15 protein-coding genes are annotated in these 14378 nt (G+C 65.5%); 10 read left to right on the forward strand and 5 right to left on the reverse strand.

Annotated features, from left to right (window positions below; translation table 11 throughout):
* Positions 1–125 precede the first annotated feature (125 nt).
* On the forward strand, positions 126–1787 hold the full coding sequence (locus GVM20_RS09900) for an AMP-binding protein (RefSeq protein ID WP_166547041.1): 1662 nt from the start codon (positions 126–128) through the stop codon (positions 1785–1787).
* Positions 1788–1790: 3 nt separating this feature from the next.
* Here GVM20_RS09900 and GVM20_RS09905 read toward each other — a convergent pair whose 3' ends face one another.
* Positions 1791–2156, reverse strand: coding sequence for a bactofilin family protein (locus tag GVM20_RS09905; RefSeq protein ID WP_166547042.1), 366 nt, complete (start codon positions 2154–2156; stop codon positions 1791–1793).
* A 10-nt stretch (positions 2157–2166) separates the two neighbouring features.
* Complete coding sequence (locus tag GVM20_RS09910) at positions 2167–3342, reverse strand: peptidoglycan DD-metalloendopeptidase family protein (RefSeq protein WP_353653135.1); 1176 nt, start codon at positions 3340–3342, stop codon at positions 2167–2169.
* A gap of 243 nt (positions 3343–3585) precedes the next feature.
* Here GVM20_RS09910 and GVM20_RS09915 point away from each other — a divergent pair, with 243 nt between their 5' ends.
* From GVM20_RS09915 to GVM20_RS09950, 8 genes are all read left to right on the forward strand, one after another.
* Positions 3586–4875 (forward strand): glutamate-5-semialdehyde dehydrogenase, encoded by a 1290-nt coding sequence (locus GVM20_RS09915; RefSeq protein WP_166547043.1) that lies wholly within the window; start codon positions 3586–3588, stop codon positions 4873–4875.
* A gap of 19 nt (positions 4876–4894) precedes the next feature.
* A complete protein-coding gene (locus GVM20_RS09920) occupies positions 4895–5578 on the forward strand; it encodes a nicotinate-nucleotide adenylyltransferase (RefSeq protein WP_166547044.1) in 684 nt (227 codons plus the stop codon).
* A gap of 87 nt (positions 5579–5665) precedes the next feature.
* Entirely contained in the window at positions 5666–6100 is a 435-nt protein-coding gene (gene rsfS / locus GVM20_RS09925) for a ribosome silencing factor (protein WP_502706192.1), read from the forward strand.
* Between the two features lie 136 nt (positions 6101–6236).
* Positions 6237–6659 carry a 23S rRNA (pseudouridine(1915)-N(3))-methyltransferase RlmH gene (locus GVM20_RS09930; protein ID WP_160760396.1) on the forward strand — a complete coding sequence of 141 codons (423 nt, stop codon included), beginning with the start codon at positions 6237–6239 and terminating at the stop codon, positions 6657–6659.
* Positions 6660–6666: 7 nt separating this feature from the next.
* The gene (locus tag GVM20_RS09935; RefSeq protein WP_166547045.1) at positions 6667–7893 is read left to right on the forward strand and encodes a murein hydrolase activator EnvC family protein; all 1227 of its coding nucleotides are present in this window, start codon (positions 6667–6669) and stop codon (positions 7891–7893) included.
* A 133-nt stretch (positions 7894–8026) separates the two neighbouring features.
* A complete protein-coding gene (locus GVM20_RS09940) occupies positions 8027–9388 on the forward strand; it encodes a S41 family peptidase (RefSeq protein WP_166547046.1) in 1362 nt (453 codons plus the stop codon).
* Positions 9389–9400: 12 nt separating this feature from the next.
* Entirely contained in the window at positions 9401–9853 is a 453-nt protein-coding gene (locus GVM20_RS09945; protein ID WP_166547047.1) for a disulfide bond formation protein B, read from the forward strand.
* Positions 9854–9876: 23 nt separating this feature from the next.
* Complete coding sequence (locus tag GVM20_RS09950; protein ID WP_166547048.1) at positions 9877–10398, forward strand: demethoxyubiquinone hydroxylase family protein; 522 nt, start codon at positions 9877–9879, stop codon at positions 10396–10398.
* 123 nt (positions 10399–10521) lie between these two features.
* On the opposite strand, the gene GVM20_RS09955 is transcribed toward GVM20_RS09950, so the two are convergent.
* Positions 10522–11811 (reverse strand): nucleotide sugar dehydrogenase, encoded by a 1290-nt coding sequence (locus GVM20_RS09955; RefSeq protein ID WP_166547049.1) that lies wholly within the window; start codon positions 11809–11811, stop codon positions 10522–10524.
* 154 nt (positions 11812–11965) lie between these two features.
* On the opposite strand from GVM20_RS09955, the gene GVM20_RS09960 reads away from it, so the two are divergent.
* A complete protein-coding gene (locus GVM20_RS09960; protein ID WP_166547050.1) occupies positions 11966–12532 on the forward strand; it encodes a hypothetical protein in 567 nt (188 codons plus the stop codon).
* Positions 12533–12535: 3 nt separating this feature from the next.
* Here GVM20_RS09960 and GVM20_RS09965 read toward each other — a convergent pair whose 3' ends face one another.
* Together GVM20_RS09965 and fabI are read right to left on the reverse strand one after the other, a co-directional pair.
* On the reverse strand, positions 12536–13549 hold the full coding sequence (locus GVM20_RS09965) for an NAD-dependent epimerase/dehydratase family protein (RefSeq protein ID WP_166547051.1): 1014 nt from the start codon (positions 13547–13549) through the stop codon (positions 12536–12538).
* Positions 13550–13574: 25 nt separating this feature from the next.
* On the reverse strand, positions 13575–14369 hold the full coding sequence (gene fabI / locus GVM20_RS09970; RefSeq protein WP_199799551.1) for an enoyl-ACP reductase FabI: 795 nt from the start codon (positions 14367–14369) through the stop codon (positions 13575–13577).
* Positions 14370–14378: the final 9 nt, after the last annotated feature.

Below are 14378 nucleotides of genomic sequence, written 5' to 3' on the forward strand. Positions count from 1 at the left end.
ATGACCTGATGAAGAAGCCGAGCCTCGGATCAAGTCCGGGGCGACGTTGTTTTGATGTGGCAAAAACCTGCGCCTCCCCCGACTTTCGCTTGTGCGCCGTGTGATTGTCAGCCAGTATTATTGACATGCCTGTCAGTAACGCTGCCTATCACCACCCCACGCCCCTCAACACCCGGTTCGCGCCGATGAGCTTGCCCGCGATGCTGGAACGCAGCGTTCGCGCCAATCCGGACGCCCCGTTCCTGCATTTCCTGGGGCGGACCTACAGCTACCAGCAGATCTTCACGCAGGCGCAGGCCTTTGCGCTGGGGCTGAGCGCAATGGGGATCACCAAGGGCGACCGTGTCGGCCTGTTTCTCCCCAATGTCCCGATCTATGCCGCCGCCTATTACGGGGCGATGATGGCAGGCGCCGTAGTGGTGAACTTCTCGCCGCTCTATTCGGTCGAGGAGTTGAGCTGGCAGGTCGGCGATTCCGGCACGCGGGTGCTGGTGACGCTGGACGTGCCGGAACTCTACAAGACCGCGCACAAGGTGCTCGAAGGAACGGCGCTGGAGACGCTGGTGGTGGGGTCACTTTCCGCCATGCTGCCGTGGTACAAGGGGCTGGCGCTGAAGCTGCTCAAGCGCAGCCAGATCGCCGATGTCGCCTATGGTACAAAGGTGCGGCGCTGGACGGATATGACGCCGAACGGCCCGCCTCCTTCTGTCGAAGTCACCGCGCAAGACCTCGCGCTGCTGCAATACACCGGCGGCACCACCGGACGGCCCAAGGGCGCTATGTTGGGGCATGACCAACTGAGCGTGAACGCTCAGCAGGTCGCCGCGATCAATCCCTTCGGCAATGCGCGGGACGAGGTGTTCATGGGGGCGCTGCCGTTCTTCCACGTCTTCGCCAACACCGCCCTGCTCAATCACGCCTGCGTCACCGGTGCCTCGATTGCGATGGTGCCGCGGTTCGAGACCAAGCAGGTGCTCCAGACGATCCAGCAATATCGCTGCACCGGCTTTCCCGGCGTGCCGACGATGTTTCAGGCGATGCTCGATCATCCTGACCTCGCCAAGACTGACCTTTCCAGCCTCAAGATCTGCATTTCGGGCGGCGCGCCGATGCCCGGCCCCGTCCATGTCCGCTTCGAAGAGGCGACCGGCGTGCGGCTGGTCGAAGGCTACGGCCTGACCGAAAGCGCAGGCGTGGTCTCGGCCAATCCCTATGACGGCACCCGCAAGCGCGGCACGATCGGGCAATTGGTGCCGGGGACCGAAGTGATTCTGCTCGACAAGGAGCACCCCGAAAATCTCGCCCCTGAAGGCGAACCGGGCGAGCTTGCCGTCCACGGCCCGCAGGTGATGCGGGGTTACTGGAACCGGCCGGAAACCGACGCCGAAACTTTCGTGGAGCGGGACGGCAAGCGCTACCTGCGCACCGGCGATGTCGCGCGGGTGGACGAGGATGGGTTCCTCGAAATCGTCGACCGCATCAAGGACATGATCGCCGTGGGCGGCTTCAAGGTCTTCCCGAGCGTGGTCGAAGACGTGATTCTCGAACATCCGGCGGTGAAGGAAGCGCTGGTGATTGGTGTGCCCGAGGAATATCGCGGCGAAGTGCCGCGCGCCTATGTCACGCTGAACGATGGCGCCTCAGCCACCGGCGAGGAGCTGGCAAGCTGGCTCAATGCCCGGATCGGCAAGCACGAACGCGTCGATCAGGTGGTGGTGCGCGAAAGCCTGCCCAAGACGATCATCGGCAAGCTCGACCGCAAGACGCTGCGGGCCGAGGTGCTGTAAGCCCTATTCCGCAGCCTCGACGCTGCTGGGCACAGCCTTCACCGCGGTCCGCGCGTTGGGTGCGAAGCGGCCATCCACCGCCGCGCCCTGTTCGATCGTCAGCGCGTCATAATGCACGTCGCCTTCGATATGCGCGGTCTTGAGGATTACCAGCTCACGCGCCTTGATCGAGCCCGAGACCTTACCCGCCAGCCGCGCGCTTTCGGCAACGACGGCGCCGTGGATGCTGCTCTTTTCGCCCTGCACGAGGCTGGAGCAGGTAATGTCGCCTTCGACCGTACCGTCGATATGCAGGTCGGCCGAAGCGCTGACATTGCCGGTGATGGTCACATCCGCGCCGATCACGGAAAAGGTCGAACCCGAGGCCATGGTGCTGCTCCTATTTGCGGGCCGCGAGGGCGGCGGTGCGGTCAGGTCGGCCGCTGCGGACTTCCTTGAGAACATCGGGGGCAGCCTCCAGAAACGGGCGCGGATTGACCGCGCGGTCATTGATGCGGACTTCGAAATGCAGGTGCGGCCCCGTCGAGCGCCCGGTGCTGCCGAGCCCGCCGATGGTGGCGCCGGCAGCAACCGGCTGGCCGACCTTCACGTCGATCCGCGACAAGTGGGCATAGCGGGTCAACATCCCGTTACCATGGGTGATTTCGATCGCCTGACCATAGCCCGATTTCCATCCAGCAAAGGTCACGCGGCCTTCCGCCGCGGCGAAGATTGGCGAACCCATCGCGCCCTTGAAGTCGATCCCGGCGTGCATGGCGCCGTGGCCGTTGAAGGGGTCGCGGCGGTAGCCGAAACCTGACGTGATATTCTCGACACTGGCGGGCACGACCTGCGGGATGCCGTCGAGCGCGCGTTCGAGCACCGCCATGCGCGCGAGGCTGAGGCCCAGGCGTTCGAACCGCGGGTCGATGTCGTCTCCGCCGCTGATCGCTTCGAAGGGACCACCCATCGCCTGCTGCGTGTCGCGGCTCATGGCTTTGGGGTCGAGGTCCAGTTTGCGCATTGCGCTCTCGGCGCGGCGAGCACGGGCATCGGCGAAGCGGGTCAAGCGTTCCACGAAGGCAAGCTGGCGGGCTTCGATTTCAGCAAGGCCGCGCGCCTGCGGGATCATCGCGCCGACCTTTTGCACGGTCTTTGCCGCTTCGGTCGACGAATCGGAGACAGTGCCGCTCGCTGCACCTTCGGCGACGATATCCTCGGGCAGCATCCGCGCCATCTCGTCGAGGAATTCCTGGCGCTGCTTGAGATCATCGACGACCTTGTCGAGATTGCCGCCATAGGCCTTGATCCGCTCATCCGTAGTGGCGACCCGCGCCTTTTCCTCGGCGAAGGAGGCGAGATCAGCCTCGGCCCGGTATTGGCCCCAGGCCATCACGGCGAGCGCGACAAGCCACAGCAGCACCATCGCGACCACGCCGACAGCGACGCGAATCTGGAGTTTCGATGAGACTTTGATGAAGCGCACCTGCCCATCGGCGCGCATGAAAAATTCGCGGTCAGGGAACCACTGGCGCAGCCGTTCTCCCCACGATTTCGCGGCAATTTTGTCTGACAAACTGCGGCCCCGATTTTGTTATCTATGCCCCACGATTGCGCCGCTATCAGCGCGTTAACCTGTGGTCGAATCCTATGTGGCGCTCCCAGATGAATCGAACGGGAATCACGACGAAGTGAAGGTGCTCTGGTTTCGCAGCGTTAACGGCGGGGCCTAACCGCTGCGAATCGACTAAGCCGCAGGTGATTCGCCCCTCTGGCGATGGGCCTGACAGGGGGGCTGCGTGGTGCTAGACCGCACCGCATGAATCGCATGACCGTAATCTCGCCGGGCGCTGAAACCGCCGATCCCGCCGCGCTGGTGACGCGCCTTGCCGAGGCCGCGCGCCTCGCGCAGCGCACGCTTGCGGCGATGCCGAGCGCTGCGCGCGCCGCCGCGCTACACCGTGCGGCCGATGCCTTGCGGGCCGCCGCTCCGGCGGTTCTGGAGGCGAACGCCAAGGACCTTGCAGCAGGCAAGGCGAACGGGCTGTCAGGCGCGATGCTCGACCGCCTGGCGCTGGATGACGCGCGCATTGCTGCGATTGCCAACGCGGTCGCTGCCGTCGCCGATCTGCCCGATCCGGTGGGGCAGATCATCGACCAGTCCGAGCAGCCCAACGGGTTGAAATTTCAGCGAATCCGGGTGCCGATCGGGGTGATCGGGATCATCTACGAAAGCCGCCCCAACGTCACCGCCGATGCCACCGCGCTGTGCGTGCGCGCCGGTAATGCGGCGCTGCTGCGCGGGGGGAGCGAGGCGGTGCATTCCAATCGCGCGATCCACGCCGCTCTGGTCGAAGGACTTGTGGCGGGCGGGGTTCCGGCTGAGGCTGTGACGCTCATCCCTTCGCAAGATCGCGCCTGTGTCGGTGCGATGCTGACCGCGAGTGGCCTCATCGACATGATCGTCCCGCGCGGGGGCAAGAGTCTCGTCGCGCGGGTGCAGGCCGATGCGCGCGTACCGGTGCTGGCGCATCTCGACGGCATCAATCACACCTTTGTCCACGCTGCCGCCGAGCCTGCCATGGCCGAGGCCATCGCGGTCAACGCCAAGCTGCGCCGCACCGGCATCTGCGGGTCGATGGAGACGCTGCTGATCGATTCGGCCTATCCCAAGGCCGCCGCGCTGGTCGCCGCGTTGATCGATGCGGGCTGCGAAGTGCGCGGTGACGGGCGGGCGCAGGCGCTTGACCGCCGGGTGATCCCGGCCAGCGCCAATGACTGGGACACCGAATATCTCGACGCCATCCTGTCTGTGGCCGTGGTGGACGGGCTGGAAGCGGCGCTGGCGCATATCGCGCGGCATTCCTCGGCTCACACCGATGTGATCGTGACAGCGGACGCGGCGGCAGCGGAACGCTTCCTCGCCGAGGTCGACAGCGCCATCGTGATGCACAACGCTTCCTCGCAATATGCCGACGGGGGCGAGTTTGGCCTCGGCGCAGAAATCGGGATCGCCACTGGGCGGCTGCACGCACGCGGACCCGTCGCGCTGGAGGGACTGACGACCTACAAGTGGCAGGTGCGCGGGAGCGGGCAAACGCGCCCGTGAGAATCAGGGCCTGACACCCTTGCGTTCGCGCCCTCAACTCACGGGACTGCTCGGCGGCAGCTTCAACCCGGCGCATGGTGGGCATCGGCGGATCACGCTGTTCGCGATGGACGCGCTGGGTCTGGACGAGGCCTGGTGGCTGGTCTCCCCCGGCAACCCGCTGAAACCGCAGGCGGGCATGGCGCCGCTGGCTGCGCGGCTCAAATCGGCGCGGAATCAGGCACGGCGCGCGGCCATCGTGCCGACCGCTATCGAGCAGCAACTTGGCACCCGTTACACCGTGGACACGCTCGCCAGGCTCACCCGGCGTTACCCCAGACGCCGGTTCATCTGGCTGATGGGGAGCGATAATCTCGCCCAGTTGCACCGTTGGAAAGACTGGCGCCGGATCGCCCGGACAATGCCGATTGCGGTTATTGCCCGTCCGGGCTATGATGCGGATGCCATGACGAGCCCCGCCATGGCCTGGCTCAGGCGCTATCGTGTGCCCGCCGCCAGCATTCGGAAACGGGGGCAATGGAGCGCACCAGCCCTGGTGTTATTGCGTTTCGATCCGGACTACCGCTCGGCCACGGCCATTCGCCGTGCCCATGCCGGGTGGGCCGATGCTTTGCTTGGCAAGGGATCGGACAGTCAGGAACGAGGGGCAAAGGTGCGTGACCGGCTGACATTCCGTAAGCTCAGGCAAGAGGACAAGGCATGAGACGCGTCAGCGTTTCGGCCCGGTGTTCTGCCCGCTTGCGTCATGTGGCCTGCATTGACCTCAAACTCTGGAGATACCCGATTGCCGATGACCGAGGCCCTTGTCGCTTCCCTTCCGCTTGGCGCGGTGCAAGCCGCCGCCACCACAGCCACGTCGCTGGGCAAGCCTGAAATGGCTACCGATGCCCTGCACCAGCTGGTGCTCGCGCAGCTTGACGATGATCAGGCGCAGGAGATTGTCTCCATCCCGCTTGAGGGCAAGAGCTCGATTGCTGATCACATGGTGATCGCCAGCGGCCGCTCGACCCGGCAGGTGGCGTCGATGGCGCAGAAGCTGGCCGAAGAGATCAAGAAAGCTGGTTTCGGCCATGCGCGTGTCGAAGGCCTGCCGGCTGCCGACTGGGTGCTGATCGACGCGGGCGATGTTGTCGTCCACCTGTTCCGCCCCGAAGTGCGCACCTTCTACAACCTTGAACGCATGTGGTCGTTCGAGGGTGGTGAGCCGACACAGGGCAGAGCGTAATCTGTTTTTCGCTCGCCCCTCCGGGCGAGCGTCCTCGGTGCGGTTCCGTCGCTTTGCGACGGAGCACCTGCGGGCGGGCGGTCGCCCTTGCGGTCGCTGCGCGACCGTTTGGCTCCGCTTCTTTTGGGGGCGTGTCATCCTTTTGCACATCATCGCGCGTGGGAAAATCGGCCGGTCGCCTGAGGGTGAGCTGGTGGATCGCTATGCCAAGCGCATGACCTGGCCGTTCAAGCTCACCGAATGGCCCGATACCGGCGCGGGCAAGGTGGCTGATGCGCTGACCCCCTGCCGGACCGTGCTGCTGGATGAGCGCGGCAAGGCCATGACGTCGGAGGATTTCGCCCATCTTCTGGGCCGCTGGCGGGACGAAGGCGTGCGCGAGACGCGCTTCATGCTCGGCGCGGCGGATGGGCATTCTGACGCCGAGCGCGCCTCGGCTGACCTGCTGCTCGCCTTTGGCCCGGCAACCTGGCCGCATATGCTCGCCCGGGCGATGCTGATCGAACAGCTCTATCGCGCCACCACGATCCTTGCAGGGCATCCCTATCATCGGGCATGACACCGCCATGCCGCGGCCGACCATCCTCACCCTGCTTGCCATGCTCGGCGTCGGCGGAGCGCTGGCGCTGGCTTTGCCCGAAACACAGGCCGCGCCGTCGATTGCTATGCTCGCACCAGACGAGGCCGAAGCCGCGCTCGCCCGCGCCACCCGTGAAAGCCGCTTGGCCGAGGGCCGCGCCGCACGCCTGACCCGCGAGGCCGAAGCCGCGACCGAAGCCGCCGCCCGCACCGCGAGCGAGGCCGCCGCACTCGCCGCCCGCATCCAGCAAGCGGAAGCCGATATCGAAGTCGCCCGCGCGCAGCTCACCATCGCGCGGCTGGCCCGCGCCACGCTGACGGCGCGGTTGGCCAAGAAGCAGGAGCCGACCGCCCGCCTCGCCGCCGCGCTCCAGACCGCTGCCCGCCGCCCGCTGGCGCTTGCCGCGTTGCAGCCGGGATCGCTCAAGGACGTGGTCCATGTCCGTGCGGTGCTCGATAGCGCCGTGCCGCAGATCCGCGCCCGCACCACCGCGTTGCGCAGCGAGCTTGATCGCGGCCGCGCGCTTGAGGCGCAGGCAGCACGCGCGCTCGATCAGATGCGCAGCGGCGAAAGCGCCCTGCGCCAGCGCCGCACTGAACTCGCCACGCTTGAAAACCAGCAGCGCCTCGCCTCGCGCAATGCGCGCGGGGCGGCCCTGCGTGAAGGCGAGCGCGCGCTGGCGCTGGCCGAGGAAGCGCGCGACCTTGATGGGTTGGTGGACAAATTGGGCGAGGTGGCGGCGCTGCGTCAGGAACTCGCCGCGCTGCCCGGACCGGTGCTGCGTCCTGCCGATCTCGCCACTGCGCTCCCCGCTGCCCCGGCTCCTGCTCCCAGCGCGAGCATTCCGCCGCCGCGCGATTTCCAGCTTCCCGTGCAGGGTCGCACGCTGACCGGCTTCGGGGCCAAGCGCGCCAGCGGCATCGCCAGCACCGGATTGAGCCTCGCCCCGGCCAAGGGTGCGCAGGTGGTGGCCCCTGCCCGCGGGCGGATTGCCTTTGCCGGTGCCTATCGCGGGTTTGGACGAATCATCATCATCGAGCATGACGGCGGCTGGACCAGCCTTGTCACCGGGCTTGCGCAGGTCGAGGTCGCAGTGGGCGATCTCGTCATCGGCGGCAGCCCGATGGGCCGGGCGAGCGGCGGGACGGACCCGGTGACGATCGAATTGCGGCGCGAGGGGGTTCCGGTCAACCCTCTGCAATATATGCGATAATTGTTGTCGTCCGAACGGGGCGACGTCCCAAGCTGTCCCGCGTGGACACGCTTGGCGCGGCGCACTCGCTCTCATCTGGTGTTCAGACCGGCAATCCTATACCTTGCCCCTTCAAAGGAGCCTTGCAACGTCCATGAAAATCGCCGCTCTCCTGCGCAGCGCTGCGCTTGTCACCGCAGTCGCCCTGATCCCCGCCACCACCGCCACCATGGCCCAGGTCGATGGCCGCGCCGGCCCCGAATTTGCCAAGCTCTTCGCGGTCTTCCAGCGGGTGAAGTCCAGCTATGTCGAGCCGGTCGAGGATGACGTGCTGATCCGCGGCGCGATTGACGGGATGCTGGCGGCGCTCGATCCGCATTCGGCCTATCTCGATGGCAGCGATCTCCAACGGCTGGAGACGATGATCGACGGGCAGTATTCGGGCCTTGGCCTGTCGGTGGTGATGGAAGACGGCGCGGTTAAGGTCGTCTCGCCGTTCCGGGGTAGCCCGGCTGAAACCGCCGGTATCAAGGCGGGCGATTTCATCACGCACCTCAATGGGAAGCTGATCGTCGATACCAAGCTCGACGATGCCGTCGCGCAGATGCGTGGGCCGAAGGGGACTTCGATCCAGCTGACGATCTTCCGTCCGGGTCGCGAAGAACCGCTTGAGGTCAATGTGACCCGCGGCGTGATCGAGCTTGAGCCTGTCACGCACGAAGTCGCGGCCGGCAATATCGGCATCATCACGGTCAACGAATTCTCCGCCAATGTCGGCGCGGACGTCTATGCCGCGTGGCAGGACATCAAGAAGAAGGCACCGGGCGGACGCGTGAGCGGGCTGGTGCTCGACCTGCGCAACAATCCGGGCGGGAGCCTGGATGAATCGGTCGCGCTGTCCGACCTGTTCCTCAGCGATGGCCGGATCGTCAGCCAGCGCGGCCGCGCGCGGGGCGAAACGATGCTCTACGATGCCGAAAGCGTCTATCGCGGTGACATGGCCGAAGGCGTGCCGATGATCGTGCTGATCAACGCCGGTTCTGCTTCGGCGAGCGAGATCGTTGCGGGGGCGTTGCAGGATCATCGCCGGGCGCTTGTCATGGGTGAGCGCAGTTTCGGCAAGGGAAGCGTGCAATCGCTCCTCCCGCTCGGCCCCGATGCCGCGCTCAAACTGACCACCGCGCGGTATTTCACCCCGGCGGGTAAATCGGTGCAGGAGGGCGGCATCCGCCCCGACATCGCCGTGCCGCAGATCTCCGACCCGGATTACATGCTGCGGATGAAGTACCAGACCCGCGAGAGCGATCTGCGCGGCCACCTGATCAACGAACTCGCGGTCAAGGACGAGGAGATGGAGGCGGACAAGATCGGCGATCCGCGCTTCCAATTGACCTCCGCGCAGCTTGAACAGCAGGGCGTGAAGGACTTCCAGCTGCATTACGCGATGGAAACCCTGCGCCGCACCACCAAGAGCACCGTCGCGCTTCGCCCGGCACCCCGACCGGCCAAACCGTAAGGGCGACGTGTTATGGACAATCTGGGTAAGGCCCGCGCGCTTGCCGTGCTGGTCCCGGCAGCATTGCTGGGCGGGGCCTATGTGGCGCAATATGGCTTCGGCCTGCCGCCGTGCGAGATGTGCTGGTGGCAGCGCTATCCCCATTTTGCCGCAGTCGGCATCGGGCTGCTCGCCTATGTGATGAAGCCGCCGCAGGTGTGGACGGCACTGGCGGGGCTGGCGATCCTGACCTCCGGGCTGATCGGCGGCTTTCATGCCGGGGTCGAATATGGCTGGTGGGAGGGCATCACCGCCTGCACCGCGCCGATGGCGGGGGCCAACGTGCTGGACTTCAATGCCGCACCGCTGATCCGCTGCGATGTGGCCCCGTGGACCCTTTGGGGCATCTCGCTCGCCGGGTTCAATTTCCTGATTTCCAGCGTCAGCGGTGCGGCCATTGTGGCGCTCGCGGCGTATAGGAAGTAGGGATTCGAACGAAGGAGCCGACAATGCAGCGCGATGAACTCCACCGCATGATCCGGGTCGATCAGGCCGGCGAATTCGGCGCGACCCGCATCTATGAAGGCCAGCTCGCCGTGATGGGCGATCGCGGGCCGCATTCGGCGGAAATCCGCCACATGGCCGCGCAGGAGGCCGAACACCGCGCCAAATTCGATGCGCTGCTGACCCGGCGCGGCGTGCGTCCGACGGCGCTGCATCCGTTCTGGTCGGCGGCGGGTTACGGGCTGGGGGCCTTTACCGCGCTGCTCGGCCCGGAAGCGGCAATGGCCTGCACGGCGGCGGTCGAAACCGAGATCGACAAGCATTACACCGAACAGCTCGAAAAGCTGGAGGCTTCCGGAGTTGACCCGGAACTGGCTGAAATGATCGAAGCCTTCCGCGCGGACGAGCGCGATCACCTCGATGCAGCGATGGCCAACGGCGCGGAGCGTGCGCCTGCCTATCCATTGCTGGCGGGAGCGATCCGGCTCGGATGCCGGTTTGCGATCAAGGTGAGTGAGCGCCTTTGATGTTCGCACCGGCCTCCGCCGGTGCGTCCTCGGCGCTGTTTCAAGCCCTTCGGGCTTGAGCGCCTGCGGGCGGCCGGTCGGCCTTGCGGCCCTTCGGGCCGTTTGGCCAACATCGATAGGTCCTTACAAACTCCAGTAAACCAATTCGGTTGGCAGCCCTTCGCGGTCCAACGCGCTCTTCACATCCACCAGCACGCCGCCGCTCCGCACGCGGGCGATCAGGTCGATGGGGTTGGCGATGTAGTCCGCGTGGTTCACCGCCAGCACCAGCGCATCCAGTTGCACCATCTCATCCGAAGGGCTGAGCGTGATGCCATATTCGTGCTGCGCCGCCACCGGATCGGCCAGCGGATCGCTCACCAGCGCTTCGATCCCATATTCGCGCAGTTCGGTGAGGATATCGGGCACCTTGGAATTGCGGATATCGGGCACGTCCTGCTTGAAGGTCAGCCCCATGACCCCAACCCGCGCGCGGCAGGGGGAGACGCCGCCCGCGATCAGCAGCTTCACCACCTTTTGCGCGATTGCCTGCCCCATCGCATCATTGATCCGCCGCCCAGCCAGAATCACCTCGGGGCGGTAGCCGAGCTTTTCCGCTGCGGCCGTGAGGTAGAAGGGGTCGACCCCGATGCAATGCCCGCCGACCAGGCCGGGGGTGAAGGTCAGGAAGTTCCACTTTGTCCCCGCCGCCGCCAGCACATCGCGCGTGGCAAGGCCCATGCGGTCGAAGATCAGCGCAATTTCGTTCATCAGCGCGATGTTGAGATCGCGCTGGGTGTTCTCGATCACCTTGGCGGCCTCGGCCACCTTGATCGAGGGCGCTTCGTGCAGCCCCGCATCGACCACCGCACCGTAGACTGCGCGCATCCGCGCGAGCGCTTCGGGGCTGTCGGCAGCGATGATCTTGGTGATGGTCTCGAGCCGGTGGACGGTGTCACCCGGGTTGATCCGTTCGGGGCTGTAACCGAGCGCGAAGTCCTCGCCCTGCGTGAGGCCCGAATGCGCGGCGAGCCAGGGGCCGCAGATGTCCTCGGTCACGCCGGGGAAGACGGTCGATTCGAACACCACCAGCGCGCCCTTGGACAGGCGCGGGCCGATGGTTTCGCAGGCGCGCTCTAGCGGGGTGAGATCGGGACGGCGTTCGTCGGTGATCGGGGTCGGTACGGTGACGATGATCAGGCTTGCGTCTTCCAGCACTGCTGGATCATCGCTGACGGCAAGGCCGCATGACGTCAGCCGCGCGTCATCAATCTCGCGGGTCGCATCATGCCCTGCGCGCAATTGGGCGATGCGCTGAGCGGCGATGTCGAAGCCCGTAACTTGAACGCCGCGCGCGCCGAGCCGCTCCGCCAGCGCCACGGCGACCGGCAGGCCGACATAGCCCAAGCCCACGACTGCAATTTTCCCGTCCATGCGCCTGCATAGCGCGAGAGATTTCAATTTTTCGCTAACCACGCGGGCTTTGCGGCTTCACCGCGGGTTCAGCCCCGTCGGACTAGACAAGCGGCCCCGGTCGCGGGCATTGCTAGCCTTCGATTTTCCGCGCACCGACAAAGGATCACGCGCCATGAAGCATCTGCTTGCCCCCGCCGCCGCTCTCGCCGCCTTTGCTGCCGCGTCGGCCCCTGCCGCCGCGCAGAGCGCGGATGAGAAGATCAACATGGTGATCGCCTATAGCGAGGCTGAATGCCCTGTCGCGCAGCCCGGCGAAGTGGTGGTGTGCGAGATCCTGGTCGAGGAGGAGCGGTACCGTATCCCCTCCAACCTGCGCTACAGCGACAACCCCGCCAACCAGTCGCTCGCCCGGCAGGTCGATCAGATCAAATATGTCGGTGATTTCGGCGCGATGAGCTGTAGCCCGGCCGGCGCGGGCGGGTTCACCGGCTGCACCCAGAAGTTCATCGAAGCCGCCTACAAGGACAAGGCCGAGGAAGATGGCGTGCGCTTTGGCCAGCTGATCGAAAAGGCACGCGCCGAGCGTCTCTCCACCATCGACGCTGATGCGGCTGCCGAGCAGGAGCGGGTCGAAATGATCGAGCGCGAATACATGCAGCGGCTCGAGCGGGAACGGCAGGGCGATCTGCCCGGCGAAGGCACGCTGCCCCAACCCGCAACACAAACGCCGCCGAAGTAAGCCTCAAACGCGGTAATAATCCCGGTACCACGCGACAAACCGCGCCACCCCTTCGCGGAACGGGGTCTGCGGGGCGTAGCCGGTGAGGGCTTTGAGCAGCGACGCATCGGCCCAGGTCGCGGGCACATCGCCCTGCTGCATCGGCATGAAGTTCTTCACCGCCTCACGCCCGCATTCGGCCTCGATCGCGGTGATGAAGTCCATCAGCCGCACCTTGTCGCCATTGCCGATATTGACCACCCGGAACGGGGCAACGGGGGAGAGGCTGTCGCCCTCCGCAATGTCCTCGGGCGCATCGGGCCGCACCGGTGCTGCGTCGATCAGAAGGCGGATGCCGCGCACCAGATCAGAGACGTAAGTGAAATCGCGGTACATCTCGCCATCATTGTAGATGTCGATCGGCGTGCCTTCGAGAATCCCGCGGGTGAACTTGAACAGCGCCATGTCGGGCCGTCCCCACGGGCCATAGACGGTGAAGAACCGGAACATCGTCGTCGGCAGGTTCCACAGATGGGCATAGGAATGCGCCATCGCCTCGTTCGCCTTCTTGGTCGCAGCGTAGAGGGTGAGGGGGGTGTCGCACTTCTGGTCTTCACCGAAGGGCATCTCGGTATTGGCGCCGTAGACCGATGAGGTAGACGCCATCAGCAGATGATCCACGCTCAGCTCGCGCGCGCATTCCATCACATTGAAGGTGCCGATGAGGTTCGCGTCGATATAGGCGCGCGGGTTTTCGAGGCTGTACCGCACCCCCGCCTGCGCGGCGAGGTGCACGATCACATCGGGTTTTTCCGCCATCGCGAGCGCGTGCAGCGACTCGAAATCCTCGAGCATCCCCTCGGTGCAGGAGAAATGCGGGTGTTGCAGCAGCATCTGGTGGCGCCGCTGCTTGATGCGCACGTCATAGTAATCGGTCATCCCGTCGAAGCCGACGACGCGGAAACCCTCCTCCAGCAGCAATTGTGCAAGGTGGAAGCCGATGAACCCGGCAGAGCCAGTGACAAGAACGGTGCGCATGGGCGCGCTCCCTACGCTGCCAAGCTTAAGAAAGCGCGATATCCGGCGCGTCTTCCTGCTTCATGCCGACCACGTGGTAGCCTGCATCGACATGATGGGTCTCTCCCGTGACGCCCGAGGACAGGTCGGACAAGAGATAGAGCCCCGCCCCGCCGACATCGTCGATAGTGACATTGCGGCGCAGCGGCGCGTTCAATTCGTTCCACTTGAGGATGTAGCGGAAATCGCCGATCCCGCTGGCGGCGAGGGTCTTGATCGGCCCGGCGCTGATCGCGTTGACGCGGATATTGCGCGGGCCGAGGTCATTGGCGAGATACTTGACGCTGGTTTCCAGCGCCGCCTTGGCGACGCCCATCACGTTGTAATGCGGCACCACCTTTTCGGCGCCGTAATAGCTCAGCGTCAGGATCGCGCCGCCACCTTCCGGCATCATCGCCGCCGCGCGCTGGGTGATCGCCACCAGCGAATAGGCCGATATGTTCATGGTCATCAGGAAGTTGTCGAGGCTGGTATCGACATAGTGGCCGCGCAGCTCGTTCTTGTCCGAATAGCCGATCGCATGGACCACAAAGTCGAGGCTGTCCCAGCGCTCTTTCAGGGTCGCGAAGGCAGCGTCCAGCGACTCCATCTTCGATACGTCGCACTCGAAGGTGAAATCGCTGCCCAATTCGGCGGCGAGTGGCTTGACCCGCTTGGCCAGCGCGTCGCCCTGATAGGAGAACGCCAGTTCCGCGCCATGCTCGGCCAGCTTCCTGGCAATGCCCCACGCCAGCGACTTGTCATTGGCCAGCCCCATGATCAGCCCGCGTTTGCCCGCCATCAGCCCGGA

Source organism: Porphyrobacter sp. SLTP (genome assembly GCF_009905735.1).
Classification (GTDB): domain Bacteria; phylum Pseudomonadota; class Alphaproteobacteria; order Sphingomonadales; family Sphingomonadaceae; genus Erythrobacter.

Coding starts and splice junctions, on each gene's coding strand:
- GVM20_RS09900 (WP_166547041.1), top strand. CDS start 126: ATGCCTGTCAGTAACGCTGCCTATCACCACCCCACGCCCCTCAACACC.
- GVM20_RS09905 (WP_166547042.1), bottom strand. CDS start 2,156: ATGGCCTCGGGTTCGACCTTTTCCGTGATCGGCGCGGATGTGACCATC.
- GVM20_RS09915 (WP_166547043.1), top strand. CDS start 3,586: ATGAATCGCATGACCGTAATCTCGCCGGGCGCTGAAACCGCCGATCCC.
- rsfS (WP_502706192.1), top strand. CDS start 5,666: ATGACCGAGGCCCTTGTCGCTTCCCTTCCGCTTGGCGCGGTGCAAGCC.
- GVM20_RS09935 (WP_166547045.1), top strand. CDS start 6,667: ATGCCGCGGCCGACCATCCTCACCCTGCTTGCCATGCTCGGCGTCGGC.
- GVM20_RS09940 (WP_166547046.1), top strand. CDS start 8,027: ATGAAAATCGCCGCTCTCCTGCGCAGCGCTGCGCTTGTCACCGCAGTC.
- GVM20_RS09945 (WP_166547047.1), top strand. CDS start 9,401: ATGGACAATCTGGGTAAGGCCCGCGCGCTTGCCGTGCTGGTCCCGGCA.
- GVM20_RS09950 (WP_166547048.1), top strand. CDS start 9,877: ATGCAGCGCGATGAACTCCACCGCATGATCCGGGTCGATCAGGCCGGC.
- GVM20_RS09955 (WP_166547049.1), bottom strand. CDS start 11,811: ATGGACGGGAAAATTGCAGTCGTGGGCTTGGGCTATGTCGGCCTGCCG.
- GVM20_RS09960 (WP_166547050.1), top strand. CDS start 11,966: ATGAAGCATCTGCTTGCCCCCGCCGCCGCTCTCGCCGCCTTTGCTGCC.
- GVM20_RS09965 (WP_166547051.1), bottom strand. CDS start 13,549: ATGCGCACCGTTCTTGTCACTGGCTCTGCCGGGTTCATCGGCTTCCAC.
- fabI (WP_199799551.1), bottom strand. CDS start 14,369: ATGGCGGGCAAACGCGGGCTGATCATGGGGCTGGCCAATGACAAGTCG.